This window comes from Streptomyces hazeniae (genome assembly GCF_031845485.1).
Lineage (GTDB): Bacteria > Actinomycetota > Actinomycetes > Streptomycetales > Streptomycetaceae > Streptomyces > Streptomyces hazeniae.
Genome location: NZ_JAVREQ010000008.1, coordinates 78335 through 96298 on the forward strand (window position 1 = coordinate 78335; position 17964 = coordinate 96298).

Annotated in this window: 16 protein-coding genes; 9 read left to right on the plus strand and 7 right to left on the minus strand. The window is 73.0% G+C overall.

Features of this window, described 5'->3' with window-relative positions; genetic code table 11:
* Positions 1-19: 19 nt before the first annotated feature.
* Both RM572_RS11320 and RM572_RS11325 read left to right on the plus strand, forming a co-directional pair.
* Positions 20-2911: a serine hydrolase gene (locus RM572_RS11320; RefSeq protein ID WP_311673149.1), complete on the plus strand. Its 2892-nt coding sequence runs from the start codon at positions 20-22 to the stop codon at positions 2909-2911.
* A gap of 94 nt (positions 2912-3005) precedes the next feature.
* Entirely contained in the window at positions 3006-5048 is a 2043-nt protein-coding gene (locus tag RM572_RS11325) for an MFS transporter (protein ID WP_311673150.1), read from the plus strand.
* A 57-nt stretch (positions 5049-5105) separates the two neighbouring features.
* Here the strand turns inward: RM572_RS11325 and RM572_RS11330 are convergent, their stop codons facing one another.
* Positions 5106-6707 (minus strand): ATP-dependent DNA ligase, encoded by a 1602-nt coding sequence (locus tag RM572_RS11330; protein WP_311673151.1) that lies wholly within the window; start codon positions 6705-6707, stop codon positions 5106-5108.
* 347 nt (positions 6708-7054) lie between these two features.
* On the opposite strand from RM572_RS11330, the gene RM572_RS11335 reads away from it, so the two are divergent.
* A complete protein-coding gene (locus RM572_RS11335; protein WP_311673153.1) occupies positions 7055-7870 on the plus strand; it encodes an SAM-dependent methyltransferase in 816 nt (271 codons plus the stop codon).
* A gap of 74 nt (positions 7871-7944) precedes the next feature.
* Here RM572_RS11335 and RM572_RS11340 read toward each other — a convergent pair whose 3' ends face one another.
* Both RM572_RS11340 and RM572_RS11345 read right to left on the minus strand, forming a co-directional pair.
* Positions 7945-8856 (minus strand): helix-turn-helix domain-containing protein, encoded by a 912-nt coding sequence (locus RM572_RS11340; RefSeq protein ID WP_311673154.1) that lies wholly within the window; start codon positions 8854-8856, stop codon positions 7945-7947.
* A gap of 262 nt (positions 8857-9118) precedes the next feature.
* Positions 9119-9361 (minus strand): DUF397 domain-containing protein, encoded by a 243-nt coding sequence (locus RM572_RS11345; RefSeq protein ID WP_311673155.1) that lies wholly within the window; start codon positions 9359-9361, stop codon positions 9119-9121.
* Positions 9362-9558: 197 nt separating this feature from the next.
* On the opposite strand from RM572_RS11345, the gene RM572_RS11350 reads away from it, so the two are divergent.
* The 3 genes from RM572_RS11350 (at position 9559) to RM572_RS11360 (ending at position 12409) form a co-directional block, all read left to right on the plus strand.
* Positions 9559-9747, plus strand: a complete 189-nt coding sequence (locus RM572_RS11350; RefSeq protein ID WP_311673156.1) for a hypothetical protein — start codon at positions 9559-9561, stop codon at positions 9745-9747.
* A 174-nt stretch (positions 9748-9921) separates the two neighbouring features.
* Complete coding sequence (locus RM572_RS11355) at positions 9922-10920, plus strand: PP2C family protein-serine/threonine phosphatase (protein ID WP_311673285.1); 999 nt, start codon at positions 9922-9924, stop codon at positions 10918-10920.
* Positions 10921-11116: 196 nt separating this feature from the next.
* Positions 11117-12409 carry an extracellular solute-binding protein gene (locus RM572_RS11360; protein WP_311673157.1) on the plus strand — a complete coding sequence of 431 codons (1293 nt, stop codon included), beginning with the start codon at positions 11117-11119 and terminating at the stop codon, positions 12407-12409.
* A gap of 90 nt (positions 12410-12499) precedes the next feature.
* Here the strand turns inward: RM572_RS11360 and RM572_RS11365 are convergent, their stop codons facing one another.
* Complete coding sequence (locus RM572_RS11365) at positions 12500-12679, minus strand: hypothetical protein (protein ID WP_027765814.1); 180 nt, start codon at positions 12677-12679, stop codon at positions 12500-12502.
* A gap of 411 nt (positions 12680-13090) precedes the next feature.
* On the opposite strand from RM572_RS11365, the gene RM572_RS11370 reads away from it, so the two are divergent.
* A complete protein-coding gene (locus tag RM572_RS11370; protein WP_311673158.1) occupies positions 13091-14014 on the plus strand; it encodes a helix-turn-helix domain-containing protein in 924 nt (307 codons plus the stop codon).
* A gap of 136 nt (positions 14015-14150) precedes the next feature.
* Complete coding sequence (locus tag RM572_RS11375) at positions 14151-15800, plus strand: alpha-amylase family glycosyl hydrolase (protein WP_311673159.1); 1650 nt, start codon at positions 14151-14153, stop codon at positions 15798-15800.
* Positions 15801-15851: 51 nt separating this feature from the next.
* Here RM572_RS11375 and RM572_RS11380 read toward each other — a convergent pair whose 3' ends face one another.
* The 3 genes from RM572_RS11380 to RM572_RS11390 all read right to left on the minus strand — a co-directional run bounded on the left by RM572_RS11380 (position 15852) and on the right by RM572_RS11390 (position 17129).
* Complete coding sequence (locus tag RM572_RS11380; protein ID WP_311673160.1) at positions 15852-15998, minus strand: HGGxSTG domain-containing protein; 147 nt, start codon at positions 15996-15998, stop codon at positions 15852-15854.
* A 142-nt stretch (positions 15999-16140) separates the two neighbouring features.
* The gene (locus tag RM572_RS11385) at positions 16141-16887 is read right to left on the minus strand and encodes a peptidoglycan-binding domain-containing protein (protein WP_311673162.1); all 747 of its coding nucleotides are present in this window, start codon (positions 16885-16887) and stop codon (positions 16141-16143) included.
* Positions 16887-17129: a twin-arginine translocation signal domain-containing protein gene (locus RM572_RS11390; RefSeq protein ID WP_311673163.1), complete on the minus strand. Its 243-nt coding sequence runs from the start codon at positions 17127-17129 to the stop codon at positions 16887-16889. Before RM572_RS11390 ends, RM572_RS11385 begins: the two co-directional genes overlap by 1 nt.
* Positions 17130-17396: 267 nt before the next feature.
* Here RM572_RS11390 and RM572_RS11395 point away from each other — a divergent pair, with 267 nt between their 5' ends.
* Complete coding sequence (locus tag RM572_RS11395) at positions 17397-17939, plus strand: hypothetical protein (RefSeq protein WP_311673164.1); 543 nt, start codon at positions 17397-17399, stop codon at positions 17937-17939.
* Positions 17940-17964: the final 25 nt, after the last annotated feature.

The window sequence follows — 17964 nt, forward strand, 5'->3', positions numbered from 1 at the left end:
AAGGCGACAGGAGGCATCGGTGGCGGGCGAGTCCCCCGACAAGTCGGAGCGGGAGAGGTCGTCGGGGGAGACGACGGAGGACACCGGTTCGGTTCCCGCGGCGCGACGACAAGACCCCCGTGAGGCGTACGCGGCTGCCGCGGACACCGCCACGGCGGGGGAGCCGGAGGCTGCAGCGGACGCCCCCGAGGGGGCGGACGGCGCGGCGGAACCGGAGAGCGGGGCGGCACCGGAGAGCGCGGCCGCATCGGACGGCGCGGAGCGCGACGGGCCGGGGTCCGGGGACTCGCGGCAGGAGGCGGACGCCGCCGAGCCGGTGAACGACGCGCCCGCGGACGACTCCGGTGACGCGCGGCTGCGCGCGGCGGTCGCCGCGTGGGTCTCCTCGGCCGACGACGACCAGAGCGGTCGGGACGACCAGGACGACCCGGACGCCGGGCCGGGTACGCCCAGCAGCGACGCTCCCGCGGATACGGGCTCCGGCGCGGAAGCACCGGCGGACGACTCCCCGTCAGGGGGCCGCCGCGAGGACGAGCCCGTTGACGGCGCGAGCAGCGACCTGCCGGTACGGCCGCGCGGTGCCGCGACCGAGCCCGGGACGGACTCCGCGGCGAAGCCCGCACCGGACACCGCCACCACGATGTTCGGCGTGCGCCCGGACGTGCTCGAACCGACCGACGAGACATCCGCGGCTGCCAGGGCGGAGCGGATGACTGCGGCGTTCTTCGGTTCGTCCCGCAAGCCAGGTGAGTCGTCCGGCGGCGGGGAGCACTCCGGCGAGAAGGACTCCGTAGCCGAAGAGACCTCCGCAGAGGGCGTCGTGCCCGACTCCGCTGCCGACTCCCCTCTCGACACCTCTGCCGCCGTCGCGCCTGACGAGACGCCGGACGAGACGCCGGACGAGGCGCGTGACGCGACCGGGGAGGCGCCCGCGGCTCCCGACGAGCCGGCGAGCGCACCGGAGGAGCGTGACGACGACGGAGACGCGGGCGACGCCCCGGCGGACGACGAGGAGTCGCCGCGCGACGACACCCCGGCGGCCACCCCGGCGGACACGGCGACGGACACGGCGACGGACACGGCGACGGACTCGGCAACGGATCCCGACCCGGACCTCGACGCGCCCGACGCGGAAGGCGAGGAGCTGCCGGGGAAGGACCGGAGGACCACCGCCTTCGGCGCCGTCGCTGCTTCGGCGGCGAAGACCGACGAGGAGAAGCCGGGCGGACCGGCCGCGCAGCGGGACCACGCGACGACGGCCCTCCGTCTTCCCCGGGAGGACGGGGACGAGGACACCCCGTCCGGAGGGAAGACGGCGGCGGTGACACCGGCGGTGACACCGGCGGAGAAGCCGGCGGAGAAGCCGGCGGACAAGCCGGCGGACAAGGGCGGGGACGAAGACAAGGGCAGGGACGAGGACGCCTCCGACGGCGACAACGGCGGCCCCGGCGAGGGCGGGAGCCGGTTCGTCCCGCTGCGCTCCACCGACGCGCCGCGCACGCCCGACGGAGCCGGAACGCGGCGCCCGCTGCCGGACGCGCAGACCAGCAGCACCGGCACGCCCGCCTCCGTCATCACCGGCGTCGGCGGCGAACAGGAACGCACCAAGCAGCAGCCGGTGCCCGAGCCGCCGCCGCTGGAACTGCTCGCGCAGCTCACCAACACGCCCCCGCCGCCGGAGACTCCGCTGCGCACCGCCGTGCGCCGGGTCAAGATCTGGACGCCGCTGGTGCTCCTGCTGGCGATCGTGTTCGTGATCGTGCAGGCCGTGCGCCCTCTGCCGGAACCGACGCTGACGCTGACCGAGCAGGCCACGTACACCTTCGACGGCGGCGAGCCGTCGCTGCCGTGGCCGACCGAGGGCCAGGCGCACGTGGAGGTCTCCGGGCTCGGTGTGCTCGGCTCGTACGGCGAGCAGAAGGCGGTGCCGATCGGCAGCGTGGCGAAGACCATGACGGCCTACCTCGTGCTGCAGAAGTCCCCGCTGAAGGAGGGCGCGGACGGGCCGAAGATCACCATCGACCAGAAGGCCGAGGACGACGGCAAGCGCGGCGCGGGCAACGGCGACGAGTCCGTGCTGCCCAGCGTCGAGAAGGGCGACAAGATCACCCAGCGGGACGCGCTGTCCGCGTTGATGATCCCCTCCGCGAACAACATCGCCCGTCTGCTGGCCCGTTGGCACAGCGGTTCCGAAGCGGCGTTCGTCGAGAAGATGAACGAGACCGCCGAGGAACTGGGCATGGAGAACACCACCTACACCGATCCCAGCGGCCTGGAGGAGACCACCGTCAGCACCGCGAAGGATCAGGTGCAGCTGGGCAAGAAGGCCATGGAGATCCCGGCACTGGTGGAGATCACCAGGCAGCCGTTCTGGAAGGACCCGTTCTCCGGCGAGCGGATGCGCAACTGGAACACGGTGGTGTCGAGCGCCGGCGCGATCGGCATCAAGACGGGCACCACCACGGTCGCGGGCGGCAACCTGCTCTTCGCCGGTTACGAGGAGATCGGCGACACGCGGCAACTGGTCGTCGGCGCCGTGCTCGGGCAGCACAAGCCGCCCATCATCGACACCGCCAACGCCGTCAGCGACAAGCTGCTGACCGCGGCGGAGGGGACGCTGACCTCGGAGAAGGTCGTGCAGAAGGGCGACGTCGTCGGCTACGTGGACGACGGCCTCGGCGGCCGTACGCCGGTCGTGGCCACGGACGACGTCGCGGCGGTCGGCTGGGGCGGTGTGGAGGTCGACCTCGCGCTGGAGCCCCTGAAGGACATGCCGCACACCGCCCCCACCGGGAAGCGGGTCGGCACGCTGACCGTGGGCGGCGGCCCCGGACAGGTCGAGGTGCCGGTGGCGCTCGAGCAGGACCTGCCCGAACCCGCCTTCGGGGACAAGCTGACGCGCATCCTGTGACGCGCCGGCGGTGACGATCCGTCCGGGGCAGGGCCGGCGCACGCGGCGCCGGTAGCCTGCCCCGGACGCAGAAGCCACGTGGGGGAGACGACAGATGACCACCCTGGGGCCCCCACCACGCACGCGGGAGGCCGAGGCCGAGGACGGCCGGGCCGCGCGTGACGGCGAGGCCGCCGGGCGGATACCCGGCGGCCGTACGGCGCTGCTGCCGCTCCCGCGCCGGCCGCGCGCGGACACGACGTCCGCCGCACGCGCGGCCGTCGCGGCGCCGCCCGCGACCGTCGCCGGGCGGGTGGCGCGGTGGCTGCGGCACCCCGTGGGCGCGGCCCTGCTCTTCGGCTCGGTGCTGCACCTGCTCTGGCTGTGGCTGATCGCGAACGGCGGTGGCGACCTGGCCGCGCAGGACGCGTGGGCCGAGTTCGTCGGACAGCACCCGCTGTCCGCGTACAACCTGGCCTGGTACGGCGGGATGCACCCCGTCTCGTACAGCGTGATCTCGCCGTACCTGATGGCCGTGGTCGGTGTGCGTCCCACGCTGATCGCCTCCGGTGTGCTGTCCGGCGGCCTGCTGGCGTGGCTGCTGATGCGGTCACGCGCGGTGCGCCATCCTCTGGTCCCGGCGCTGTGGGGGGCCTTCGCGTTCGCCTGCAACGCGGCGTCGGGCCGCGTGACGTACGCGCTGGGCACGCTTTTCGCGCTCGGCGCGGTGGCCGTGGTGTGGGCCTGGCCGGCGCGCTGGCGGGACCGGCGTGCGCTGCGCGGCGGGCTGGCGCTGGTGCTGTCGGCGCTGGCGACGGGAGGCAGCCCGGTCGCGGGCCTCTTCCTCGAAGTGGTCGCCGGCGCGCTGCTCCTGCGCGGACGGTGGCGTCCCGCGCTCGCCCTCGGCCTGCCGCTGCCGCTGGTGGTGGGCGTCAGCGCCCTGCTGTTCCCGTTCACGGGCGTGCAGCCCATGCCGTGGGTGTCGGTGGCCTTCCCGCTGGTCACGACGGCGGCCGTACGGCTGCTGGCGCCGCGGGAGTGGCGCACGGTGCGGCGCGGCGCGGAGATCTACTTCGTCGGCATCCTGCTCACCTGGGCGATTCCGTCCCAGGTCGGCTCCAACGTGGAACGGCTCGCGCAGATCTTCGGGGGCGTGGTGCTGCTGGCGCTGCTGCCCCGGTTCCGCACCGGCCGGCCCGCGGTGCGCGGGCGCCGGTTCACCGCGCTGGTCTGCGCGTTCGTGGTGACCGCCGGGTTCCAGATCGGCAAGCCCGTCTGGGACGTCGTGCACACCCGGCCGGAGGCCGCCTGGGCGCACAGCCTCGCGCCGCTGCTGCACCAGCTCCAGCAGGTCGACGCGGACCGGGGCCGCGTGGAGGTGGTGCCGGTGCGCAGCCACCGGGAGGCCTCCGCGCTCGCCCCCTACGTGAACCTGGCGCGCGGCTGGAACCGGCAGGCCGACGCGGAACGGAACCCGCTCTTCTACGAGGAGGGCGCGTTCTCGGCGGACGGCTACCACGACTGGCTGCGGCGCTGGGCCGTCCGCTACGTGGTGCTGCCGCTCTCCGACACCCCGGACGTGGCGGCGCGCGAGGAGGCGCGGCTGGTCCGCTCCGACCCGGCCTTCCTCGAGCCGGTCTGGCAGGACGAGAACTGGCAGCTCTACCGCGTCACCGACCCGCTGCCGCTCGCCTCGCCGCCGGCGACGTCCGCGGAGGCGGGCGCGGGCGAGGTCACGCTGACGGTGCGCGAGCCGGGGCCCGTGCTCGTCCGCATCCCCTGGTCGCCCTGGCTCGGGCTGGTCAACCGGGACGGCGACCGCATCGCGCCGCCGGGCGGCTTCGGCCGCAACGTCAACGGCTGTCTGCGTCCGGCGGATCCGCGGCCCGTGCAGCCGCCCCCGGAGGCGGCGGCGCCCGGCGCGTACGCGCCGGGGCCGGGGTCCGTGCCCGACCGGAAGGCCGCCGGGGACGCGTCGCCCCCGGAGGACGGCGACGCCCTCGGCGTCCTCGCCTCCGGCGAGTACGACGAGCGGCGCACCGACCACTGGACGGTGCTGGAGGCGCCGCGGGCCGGCACGTACCGGGTCGCCGCGCCGTACCGCCTGCCACGCGGCACGCCGTGTCCCGCCTCGTCCGCCGACGCCCCGCGCGACTGAGCCCTCGCCGGCGCCCCCTTCCGCGCTCGGCCCGCACGTCGTTGCGGACGACGCGGTTCAGGGACGCAGCGCGGCGAGGACGGTGTCGATGGTGTCCGCGTCGTCCGGGCGCTTGTCCTCGCGGTAGCGCACGACGCGTGCGAACCGCAGCGTGACGCCCGCCGGGTAGCGCGAGGAGCGCTGCACCCCGTCGTAGGCGATCTCCACCACCAGTTCGGGCCGTACCAGGACGCCCCACGGCTCCTCGCTGACGGTCAGCTCCCGCAGGCGCGTGGTCTGCCACGCCAGCAGCGCGTCGGTGAGGCCCTTGAAGGTCTTGCCCAGCATGGTGAAGGTGCCGTCGGCGCGCCGGGCGCCGAGGTGGAGGTTGGAGAGCCTGCCGGTGCGCCGCCCGTGACCCCACTCGGCGCCGAGGACGACCAGGTCCAGGGTGTGCACGGGTTTCACCTTCAGCCAGGAGGCGCCGCGCCGGCCCGCGCTGTACGCCGAGTCCAGCGCCTTGAGGACGACGCCCTCCTGTCCGCGTGCCAGCGCCTCCTCCGCGAACGCCCGGGCGTGCGCCTGCCCGGACTCCGCGGCGGCGTCCTCGACCGCCGTCCGGCGCACCCGCAGTGCCTCGGGGACGACGCGCGCCAGCTCCGCGTGCCGTTCGCGGACGGGCAGGTCCAGCAGCGAGCGGTCGTCCAGGGAGAGCAGGTCGAAGAAGGCGACCGAGACGGGGAGGGAAGCCTGCGCCCCGGCGACGTCGAGCCGTGACCCGACGCGCCCGGAGGTCTCCTGGAAGGGCCGGGGGCGGCCGTCGGCGTCGCGCGCGACGACCTCGCCGTCCAGCACGGCGCGGGTGACCGGCAAGTCCGCGGCGGCGGCGACGACCTCGGGCAGCCGGTCGGTGATCTCGTCGAGCGTCCGCGTCCAGACCCGCACGACGGGACCCTGCCGGCCCTCGGGGCGCACGCGCACCGGGTGGGCGGGTTCCCGGGGGTCCTCGCCCTCGTGGTCGATGTGGACCTGGACCCGGATGCCGTCGAGTTTCTCCTCGACGGCGCTGGGGCCGAGCCGGTCGAGCGCCTCGTCCACGTCCTTGGCGCTCTGCGCCAGCATGGGCTGGACGGGGCGGCCGACCTCCAGCCGGAAGCCGGCCAGCGCGGCCGGGCCGCCTTCCAGCAGGGCCCGGGCCACGGAGCCGAGCGACCCGCCGAGCATCACCGCGCGGCGCACCTCGGCGGCGTCGGCGCCGACGGCGACGGCGAGTGCCTCGACGGCGAAGGCGTCCAGCGCACCCTGCCGCAGTTCTCCGCCGATGAGGCGGACCAGGAAGTCCTGCTCGGTGGCGGTGGCGCGGCCCAGCAGTTCGCCGAGGAGCCGGCGGCGTTCGTGCTGGGCGCCCTTGCCGGAGACCAGGGCGATGCGGTCCAGCGTGCGGTTGACCTCGCCCAGGGTGAGGGTCGGGGTCCCGGCGGGGGCGGGGCGGTCGACGAGGGTGCGCCAGCCGATGCCCGTGCGGCGCTGGGGGAGGCGTCCGGCGAGGTAGGTGATGGTGACCGGGGCCTCGGCGGGGTCGGCGGTGCGGAACAGCTCGGCGAGCAGCGCGACCTTCTCCGTCCGGGCGGAGGTGGCCGCGACGGCGAGCGAGGTACGGGCGATGTCGGCCAGGAGCATGCGGTCATCCTCGCCCAGCCGTCGCCCCGAGGCGTGGTACGGCGCGCGCGGTCCTGTGCGCGCCTGCCGGCTGTCCGGGGCGACGGAGCCCGGGTGTCAGACGGGGCCGGCCTGGCTCCACGCACGCCGCGGGGCGCCCCTGACGCGGCCGGAGGGGGCCCGTACGGGGTGCGGAGGGGCGCGTTGCACAGACGTGTGCGCCGGTCAAGAGGGCCCGTGCGTTGTGCACTTGACGTGGCGTCAACGCCGGGCCGCGTGCAAAGCTGAGGAGCGCGACCGTCCGACTACGGACAGCGTGCGGTCATCCCGTGCGCGCGCAAGCCTGGCTGAAGGGTGTGAGGTCTGACATGCGGCAGGAGAACCGCACGGTCTTGTCCGAGGTGGACGTCAACGTGCCGAGTGTGGCGCGGATGTACGACTACTACCTTGGCGGCAAGGACAACTACGCGGTGGACCGTGCCGCCGTGGCCGAGCTGGACAAGGTGGTGCCCAGCACCAAACCGCTCGCGATCAACAACCGCCGCTTCCTGCAGCGCGTGGTGCGCGTGCTCGCCGAGGACTACGGCGTCCGCCAGTTCCTGGACCACGGTTCAGGTCTGCCCACGCAGGACAACGTGCACCAGGTCGCGCAGGGCATCGACCCGAAGTCCCGCGTGGTCTACGTGGACGACGACCCGATCGTGCTCGCGCACGGGCGGGCGCTGCTCCAGGAGGACGACCGCACGGTCGTCATCCAGGCGGACATGCGCCGCACCGACCAGATCTTCGCGAACGAGGAGGTCCAGCGGCTGATCGACCTCTCCCAGCCGGTCGCCGCGCTCTTCGTCTCGGTGATGCACTGCATCCCCGACCCGGGGCCGGAGGAACTGGTGAAGCAGATCACCGAACGGCTGCCGTCGGGGAGCTTCGTGGTGATCAACCAGCTGGTCAGCGAGAACAAGGAGACCCGCGACTTCGTCACGAACTTCATGGACGAGTCCACCCAGGGCCACTGGGGGCGGGTGCGCGAGCCGCACGAGGTCGAGCGGTACTTCGACGGCCTGGAGGTCCTCGAGCCCGGGCTGGGCCGGATCAACCACTGGCGGCAGGAGTCGGAGCTGGCCCTCAAGGAGCCGGACACCGGCGACTGGTACGAGTTCGGCGGCGTCGCACGGGTCCCGTGAGCGGGTTCTGAGGGCACGCGCCGCAGACGCAGGTGCCCGGCCCCCACGTGGGGGCCGGGCACCTGCGTCTTCCGTCAGAACTCCTCGCGCAGCTCTCTGAGGAACGCGGTGCTCCTGGTCGGTGTCTCGGCCGTCGCGCAGAGCCGGTCCATGACCACCATGTAGTTCTCCACCTCGTCCTGCTTGTCCAGGTAGAGGGCCGTGGTGAGCTGTTCCAGGTAGACCACGTCGGGCAGGTCGGGCTCGAGGAAGCGGAGTATGGTCACCGGCCCGCCCGCCGCGGAGAGCCCGCCGATGCTGAACGGCGCTATCTGCAGCGTGATGTTGCGCCGGGACCCCATCTTCAACAGGTACTCGATCTGGTCCCGCATCACCTCGGGCTCGCTGCCCAGCGGGCGCCGCAGCGCCGCCTCGTCGACGACCGCCCACAGCTTCGGGCCGAACTCGCTGTCCAGGGCGTTCTGACGCTCCATGCGCAGCCGCACGCGCCGCTCGATGTCGGCCTCGCTCGCGCGGGGGTGGCCGAGCCGGGTGACGGCGCGGGCGTACTCGGGTGTCTGCAGCAGGCCCGGCACGAACTGCACCTCGTAGGTGCGGATGACGGACGCGGCCTCCTCCAGGCCGATCAGCTGCTCGAACCAGGAGGGCAGCACGTCGCTGTACTTGTTCCACCAGCCGGGGACGCTGGCCTGGCGGGCGAGGGCGAGGAAGTTCTCGACCTCCTCGGCGTCGTGCACGCCGTACAGCGCCAGCAGGTCGGCGACGTCCCGGTCCTTGTAGCCGGTGCGGCCGAGTTCGAGCCGGCTGATCTTCGCGTGCGAGCCGCGGATCGCGTCCCCGGCCGCTTCCCGGCTGATGCCGGCGGCCTCGCGCAGCCGGCGCAGCTGCGTGCCGAGCACGATGCGCAGGATCGTCGGCCCGCCCCGCGGGTGGTCGAGGATGCGCCTGATCGACGAACGGCTCTCCGGTTCCGGCTGTGCTGCCATCTCCCTGCCCCTGCTCCCCTGGGTAGTCGTCAGGATGCTCAGTGTCCCACTGTCAAGGCCCGGCGTACAGCCGAACACTGGCCAGGCGCACGTACCGACGGCACGCGCCCGCGCCCGGTGTGGTGGGCGCGGGCGCGAAGGGTGTCGTTCGGCGACTGCTCCGCTGGTCGGGCGGAAGGCCGGTCTCGGACGGCCGGTCGTCCCAGTGGGGTGGGGGTAGGTCGGGGTGTGGGGGTGGTGGTCGGTCTGGTGGCCGGCGCGGTCAGGCGCCGGCGTCGAGCAGGTCGTCGAAGTCGCCGTCCTTGGCGCCCTGGATGAAGGCGGTGATCTCGGCCGGCGTGTAGAGGAGTGCCGGGCCCGCGGGGAAGCGGGAGTTGCGTACGGCCACTCCGCCGTCGGCGAGTTCGGCGAGCTCGACGCAGTTGCCGCTGGGGTTGCTGCGGCGGCTCTTGCGCCAGGTGACGTCACGGAGTCGGGGGTCCTGCATCGCGTGGTCGATGTGCATGGGCATCACCATGCCATCAGGCGAGTGTTCTTGCACCTGTTCTTACAGATGTCCTTGCGGGTGTTCTTGCATCTGTCCTTACGGCCGTTCTTGCAGATGTGCTTGCAGCTCCGTCTCCGGAGGCGGATGATGGAGGCGACCTGTCCGAACCTGTGTCAGCTCGTTTCCAGGTACCGATGACGGCAGTGGAGTTCGTGATGACGCCACCCCCTCTCTGCACCGAGACCGACGCACCGCACTGCGAGTGGGACGACCCGCTCACGCGGCTGCTCCTGCTGCTGGAGATCGCCGACGAGCCGTCCTGGCTGCGGGACGTGGCCGCGGCCCGCGCCGACCGGGAGGTGACCCCGAGGAGCCCTTCCCACGGCCGTGCAGGCGGTCACTGACAGGGGTCCCGACCGGTCAATCCCGGAAAGCTTTGTGCAGGGTGGCGCAACACTGCGAAGCTTGGGCGGTCGGCCGCCCACAAGGCGGCGTTCGTCGATCCGCCGGAGTCACCCTTGGCCGAGCCCTCCCGCATCCACCTCGGTCGGTTGTTGTCGTGGTTGCCGTATGCCGCGATGGCCGCCGTGGCCGTCGTCGACCTCACGGCCGGGCCGGGAGTCGGCTTCCTGCCGCTGATCGCGCTCGGCCCCGCGTTCGCCGGTCTCGCCGGCAGCATGCGGCGCACGGGTGCCATCAGCGTGCTCGCGATGGGCCTGTGCCTCACACTCAGCCTGTACAACGGGCAGTTCGGGGAACGGCGCGGTTCGACGGCGCTGCTCGGCGTCGCCGGGGTCTCGGCCGCCGGCCTGCTCGCCACGGCGGGACGGAAGCGCCGTGAGGCGGAACTGGCCAGCGTCCGCAGCATCGCAGAGGTGGCGCAGCGGGTGCTGCTGCGGCCGGTGCCGCTCAGCGTCGGCCCGCTGCGCATCGCCGTCTCCTACACCTCGGCGGTCGCCGAGGCCCGCATCGGAGGCGATCTGTACGAGGTGGTGACCTCGCCGCGCGGGGTGCGCGTGATCGTCGGGGACGTGCAGGGCAAGGGGCTGGAGGCGGTGGAGACCGCGGCCGTGGTGCTCGGTGCCTTCCGGGAGGCGGCCTACGACGAGGTGGACCTGGTGACCGTCGGCGCCCGCCTGGAGCGTGCCCTGGGCCGGCACCTGTCCGACGAGAAGTTCGTGACCGCCGTGCTGGCCGAACTCTCCGACGACACCGCCACGTTGCTCGACTTCGGTCACCCGCCGCCGTTGCTCGTGCGGCACGACGGGGGCGTCGAGTACGTCGAGGTGCCCGACCCTGCGCCGCCGCTCGGCCTGGGTTCGCTGGCGAAGGAGGAACCGCAGCCGTACGCCCAGCCCTTCGCCCCCGGTGACCAGTTGCTCTTCTACACCGACGGCGTCACCGAGGCGCGAGATCCGGACAACCGCTTCTACCCGCTCGCGGAACGCACCGGACTGCTCAAGGATCCCAACCCGCAGACCGCGCTGGACGCGATACGCGAGGACCTGGTGGCGCACGTGGAGCGCCCGTTGCGGGACGACGCGGCGATGCTGCTGCTCCGCCACCGCACCCGGTGAGATGTGTGCTCCCCGCGTCCGTGACGTGGGGGACGGGGGAGGGCCCGGTGATCGTTCCGGGCAGGCGATACCGAAGCGATACGTGCTGTGATCTGGACGTCACGGTGCGAGTGGGGAAGACTCCCTGCCGCGTCGGGCGTTCACGTTCGCCGTCCGGCATGTGAACGGCCGAAACCGAGCGAGGGCGGTACGGGCAGTGCAGCGACGACGGAAGATCGGCCTGGTCGCGGCCGGGCTGGCGACCAGCCTGCTGGCGACGCTCACCGGCTGCGGTGGCGAGAACCCACTCGGCGGCGAGGTCAGCCTCAAGCTGATGGCGGTCGAGCACGGGGACCGTTCCGGCAACAGCTCCCAGCGCTTCTGGGACAAGCTGATCGGCGAGTTCCGGTTCGAGCACCCCGACATCGACGTGGACGTCGACCTCTACGAGCGCGACGCCATCGACGCCGAGGTGCGCGAGAGGGTGGCGGAGGGCCGGACCCCCGACCTCGCCCAGACCAGCGCCTCGTTCGCCGGCTACGCCCGGCGCGACCTGCTCTACAACGCCCGCGAGGTGCTCTCCACCCACACCCAGGCGTCCATCACGGCGTCCCTGGTCCAGGCGGGCTCGGTCGGCCACGTCCAGTACGGGTTCCCGTTCTCGGCCAGCACCCGAGCGCTCTTCTACAACAAGGACCTCTTCGAGCAGGCAGGCGTCGAGGAGCCGCCCCGCACCTGGGAGGAACTGCTGCGGACGGCTCGTTCCCTGAAGGCGGTCGGGGTGAAGACGCCGTACGGTCTCCCGCTGGGGGAGGAGGAGGCGCAGGCCGAGGCGCTCAACTGGATGCTCGGCAACAGCGGCGGTTATCTCAGCGACGCCGGTTCGTACGACATCGACTCCCCGCAGAACATCGCCACGTTCGAGTTCCTCCGCGACGAACTGGTCGGCCCGGGGCTGACCAACGAGAACCCCGCCACCACCGACCGCCAGGAGGTGTACGCGGCGTTCCTCGAGGGCGAGGTGGCGATGCTCAACGGCCATCCCGGACTGATGCAGCTCGCGCTGGAGAACGGCATCCGCTTCGGTACCTCCCCGCTGCCCGGCCGCACTGCTCCCGCGCGGACCACCACCGGTGTCGCCGACTGGACGATGGCGTTCAAGGAGAACGGTCACGCGGAGGAGATCCGCGCCTTCCTCGACTTCGTCTACCAGGAGCGGTACGTGGTCGAGTACGCCGGCACCCACACCATGCTGCCGGTGACCACCGAGGCCGCGTACACGATGCGGGAGGACGCGGCGCACAAGCCGCTCTGGCCCTTCATCGAGTCGCTGGACGTCGCCCGCTTCTACCCGCTCGGCAAGTCGTCCTGGGGACCGGCCTCGCGGCGGCTGAACGCCACCATCGGCAGCGCGGTCCTGGGGGACGGCGTGCCGCGCACGGTACTGGGGCGGGTGCAGAGCGACGCGGTCGCCGCCGAGGCGGAGGCGGAGACCGAGGCGGCGCCCTGACGCCCGGCGCACCGGACAGGTGAAGACCCCGGACTCCCTGAGGAGTCCGGGGTCTTCGAGGTGTCAGAGGTCCCGGGCGGACGGGTCGGGTTACGCGGCGCGCGTCACCGAGCCCTGCGTGGCACTCATCCAGGCCCGCCGGAGGCGGGCGAGTTCCGCGAGGTCGGCCGGCGTCCACACCCGACGGCCCGCGACGAACTCGCGGATCGCCGTGTTGGCGTCCGCGGCGGCCGTCGAGCCGGAAGGCGTTGGTGTAGACGAAGTGGACATGTGTGCAAGGTTAGGGGAGACGACCGACAATCTCACCCGGTGCGTTCGTACCGGAACGGCCCGGATGCGCCGGCGTGCGCCCCGCCGGGCAGGGGTGCAGATCGGTCCTTCCGGCCTCATGGGGCGGAAAACCGCAGCTCAGGCGCGGCACTCCCGATGCGAGCCGGTGGCATGTGCCCCCGGCCCCTGCCGTCACGGAGCGCCGTCGTACGCCCCCGCTCCGTGGCGCATCTCACGTGCCCGGAGCGTTTCCCGCCCCGTGTCGGGGGGTTGAGCCGTGTGGCCGGGGTCTCATCGGTGTCTCGATGCCGTCGTCGGACTTCACCCCGGGTGCATGTGCCATGCGAACATGGCAGACGCGCCTGACGGGCCGGCGCGTTCCGGCGGCCACCGACGGATGACGGAGTGAACGTGGACACCTCACACACCGTGCGTGACCTGACCGTGAGCGGCGGCGGCTCGGCGAGCCGCCCGGTGGAGCTGTGGCGGCCCGGTCCCACGGTTCCGAGAATGGCGCTCGGCGCCCGCCTGCGCGTACTGCGCGAGGAGAGCGGGCTGACCCACACCGAGGCGGGCGCCGCGATCGGGGTGTCACGGTCGAAGATCAGCCGTCTCGAACACGGCCGCACCGGGAGCAAGCAGCGCGACGTGGAGGCCCTGCTGGCGCTCTACGGCGTGGTCGGCGAGGCGGAGCGCAGCGTGGTGCGCACCCTGGCGGAGCAGGCCAACACCCCCGGCTGGTGGCACCGTTACCTCGACCTCCTGCCCTCCTGGCTGCACGACTACCTCGGTGCCGAGCAGGCTGCGGACGTGATCCGCGGCTACGAGGTGCAGTTCGTGCCCGGCCTGCTCCAGACCCCGGCGTACGCGCGGGAGGTCGTACGGCTCGGGCACCCGGACGCGCCCAAGGACGTACTGGACCGGCACGTGGAGTTCCGGATGCGCCGGCAGGAGGTGCTCGACCGGCCGACTCCGCCGCACCTGTGGGTCGTGGTGGACGAGGCGGTGCTGCGCCGCCCCCTCGGTTCGCGGGCCGTGATGCGCGACCAGCTCGACCACCTCGCCCGGATGGCGCGGCGCCCGCACATCACCGTCCAGCTCCTGCCGTTCGCCTGCGGCGGCCATCCGGCCCTGTGCGGCTCGGTGACGATGCTGCGGCTGCCCGGCGGTCAACTCCCCGACATGGTCTACCTGGAGCAGCTGACGAGCGCCGTGTACCCGGACAAGCCCGCGGACGTGCACCATTACTGGGACGTGCTCAACCGCCTGGTGGTCCAGGCCGAGCGGGCCTCCCGCACCCCCGAGCTGCTGCGCGCCCTCCGCGACGACCTCTGAGCCGGGCCTCCGCCCCGCCCTCCGCCACGACTGCCGGGGCGGCGCGGCCGTCGTGGGGGCCGGGTCTTCCGCCCCGCCCCCGGGGCGGGCATCGTGGGAGCCGGTACGCACCCCCGTGAGGAAGGCCGCACGCCCCATGTCCCCGGAACGCTTCCTGCAGCCGGAGCCCGCCGACGCCGCCGGCCAGGCCCCGGCCTGGCTGTCCGACGCCGTCCTCTACCAGATCTATCCGCAGAGCTTCGCCGACTCCGACGGCGACGGGATCGGCGACTTCGCGGGCATCACCGAGCGCCTGGACCACCTCGCCTGGCTCGGCGTGAACACCGTCTGGCTCAACCCCTGCTTCGCCTCGCCGTTCCGCGACGGCGGCTACGACGTGTCCGACTACCTCACCGTCGCGCCCCGCTACGGCACCGTCGACGACCTCGCCAAGCTCGTCGACGCCGCACGGCGGCGGGGTATCCGGGTGCTGCTCGACCTGGTCGCCGGGCACACCTCCGACCAGCACCCCTGGTTCCGGCACGCGCTGGAGGACCCGGCGGACCACCGTTACGTGTGGACCGAGAGCGACCCGGCGCCGGCGGGCTTCGCCCCCTCGCCGGGCCCGCGGCCCGGCGCGTACCTGCCCAACTTCTTCGTCTCCCAGCCCGCGCTCAACTTCGGCTACGCGCGCACGCACCCGGACGAGCCGTGGCGCCAGCCCGTCGACGCGGAGGGGCCACGCGCGAACCGCGCCGCGCTGCGCGAGATCATGGACCACTGGCTGGGCCTGGGACTCTCCGGGTTCCGCGTCGACATGGCCTCCTCCCTGGTGAAGGACGACCCGGAGCACCGGGAGACCGTGAAGCTGTGGCAGGAACTGCGCGGGTGGCTGGACCGTGCCCACCCGCACGCGGTGATCCTCAGCGAATGGGGCGATCCGTCGGTCTCGGTCCCGGCGGGCTTCCACGGCGACTTCTTCCTCCAGTTCGGCGGCCCGTCCAACGGGCTGCCCATGCGATCGCTGTGGAGCAACGGCGGCGGCACCGTCGACACCGCCTGGGACCCGCTGAGCTGCTACTTCCACGCCGACGGCGAAGGCTCCCCGGACCGGTTCACCCACGCCTGGGAGGACGCGGCCGCCGCCATCGGCGGCGCGGGACACATCGTGCTGCCGACCTCCAACCACGACTTCTCCCGGCTCGCGACCTCGCCGCGCACCCGCGAGGAGCTGCCGGTGGCGTTCGCCTTCCAGATGACGTGGCCGACGCTGCCCGCGATCTACTACGGCGACGAGATCGGCATGCGGTACGTGCCGGGGCTGCCCGACCACGAGGGAAGCGTCCTCGGCCCGCGGTACAACCGGGCGGGCTCCCGTACGCCCATGCAGTGGGACGACGGGGACAACGCCGGCTTCTCCACGGCGCCGGCGGACGACCTGTACCTGCCGCTCGACCCGGACCCGGACCGCCCCACGGTCGCCGGGCAGCGCGCGGACGAGGACTCGCTGCTGCACCTGGTGCGCCGGCTGATCGCGCTGCGCCGGTCCACGCCGGAGCTGGGGCCCTCGGGGGCCGTGCGGGTGCTGAACACCGGCTATCCGCTGGTGTACCTGCGCGGGGAGCGCTACCTCGTGGTGGTCAACCCCCGCCGCGAGCCGGTCCGGATGCCGCTGCCCTGCATGCTGCCGCCGGGCACGACCCCGGCCGCGCTGGAGGCCTCCGGCGCGGCCGTCACCCCCACCACCCTCACCGCGGAGTCCTTCGCCTTCGGTGTCTTCGACCTGGGCGCCGGCACCGGCGTCTGACCGACGCGCACGGCGACGGGCAGCCGACGCACGGCCGGCTGCCCGTCGCCGTCAACGGCGCTTGCCCTTCCGCTTTCCGGAGCCGTACGACGACCAGGCGCCGCGATGCAGGTGGCAGCGTGAGGCGCCCTTCATCGCCGGGTTCCGGCAGTTCCGTCCGTCCTTCGTCCACGCCCTGCACTTCGACTGCGCACCCATACCGACCGCCCTTCTCGTGACCACGACAGGTGTCACATCGTGGGCGCCGGACCCGCTGTGGGGGAGGGCGCAGACCGTGCCGTCGGGGGCGCACCCGGCGCGCGAGCGGCGCCGGACGCGCCCCCGACGGGCGGCCGACCCGTCAGGAGAAGGTGGCGTTCCAGGTGTCCGGGCCGACGATGCCGTCGACGGTCAGACCCTTGCGGCCCTGCAGCGTGCGGCAGGCGCTCTCGGAGGCCGGCCCGTACTGGGAGTCGACGCCCAGGCTGAAGCCGTGGGCGCTGTTCATCTTCGACTGCCAGGTCGCGACGCTCGGGTGGTTGAAGATCGGCGGCTGGGTGAAGTACACGCCCGGCCAGGACGGCGTGCCGCCGCCTCCGCCCGGGTTGAGCGTGCCGTCCAGCACCAGCGGATAGAGGTTGCCGGGGCAGGCGGTGGCCTTGTGGTCCTGGTGGCCGTTGACCGCGCCGGCCGCGCCGCCCTGGTTCCGCAGCCGCGTGATGGCGTGGTGGAAGGCGTCGATCAGACCGCTGGTGATGCTGTCGTAGTTCGACGAGCTGCCCCCGACGAGGCCGCAGACCGCGTACCAGTTCTGGTTGCCGGGAGTGGTGCCGTTGGCGGCGGTGCGGACGTTCTCGCCGCGGCCCTCGAAGACGTAGCCGTGCACGCAGACGAGGTGGCTGTAGGCGATGTCCGACCAGCCGTTGCCGTCCATGTGGTGGTTCTGGTGCCCGCGCACCTGGCCCGCGCACGAACTGTGGCTGGACGCGGCGACCTTGCTGCCGCCCACGTGGTGGACGGTGACGCCGCCGTTCTGGGGGGTGATGTTGCCGCTGGTGCTGCGCGGGGGGCGCGCGCCCCACTGGGCGCGGGTGACGAAGGTGGCCATCAGCGGGTGCTCCGTCCGTGCATTTCGCAGTCGACGCTGGCGTTCAGGGGCTCGGCGTGGGCGCTGCGCCGGTCACCGGAGGCGTAGACCGCCGCCGGGTGGTCGGGGCGGTTCACGACGGGCAGTTCACCTCTGCCGGCCACGGCGTGTGCGGGGCTGGAACAGATGACGGGGACGGCGGCGGCGCCGCCCAGCGCTGCGGCGGCGGCGAGAAAGCCCCGCCGGGTGGGTCGGGTGGTCAACGTGCCTCCTGGGGTGTGGGGGTGCGTACTCACGAGTACTGCGTGAAGAGGCGTTTGTCATGAGCACGGACACCCCTAGGGTGGGGGTAGGGGTTTTTTGCGTATCCGTAGTTCGGCCCACCCGTATAGGTACGCCGCGCATCCGGTCGTACGTTCTCCGTGATCCGCCTCACACCCTGCGGTTCGGGGTGCGAGGTCTGGCGGTTCACCGCGACGGCTGGGAGGCCGGCGTGGAGGTGACCGTTCCCCCACACAAGGAGATTTGACATGCTCGGAACAGTCCGAAGAGTCGCAGGCGCCGCCCTCGCCGCGGCCATGGTGTTCATGCTCCCGGTGACCGCCAACGCGGCCGAGCCCACGGACACCCCGCCCGCCTACTCGGCGACCCTGCTCGGCGAGGAGGGCAACCTCGTCGGCGACACCCACGGGGACCACTCCGACGCCCCGGCGCCGGCCGCCGAAGGCCGCGCCGCCTTCCAGGTCCCGGCCTGGAGCTACCACATCACCGCCTCCTGCAGCGGCTACGAGAGCGCCATCCGCCAGGGCGCCAACTACTGGGGCAGCGGCACCGAGACCTCGTCCAGCGGCACCCCGGTCGAGTGCACCGGCGGCTACATCTCCGGCTGCGGCGGCGGCAACGTGGTCGGCTGCAACTGGGGCCAGGGCCAGCGCATCGCCCTCTCCACCATGGTGAACGACTTCGCCCTGCTCGCCGCGCACGAGTTCGGGCACAACTGGTACGGCCACTCGGCCTCCGGCTGCGCCGACTGGTCCAGCCCCTCGGCGGTGATGCGCACGACCATGTGCTGACCGGTCACCGACCGGAGAGCGCCGG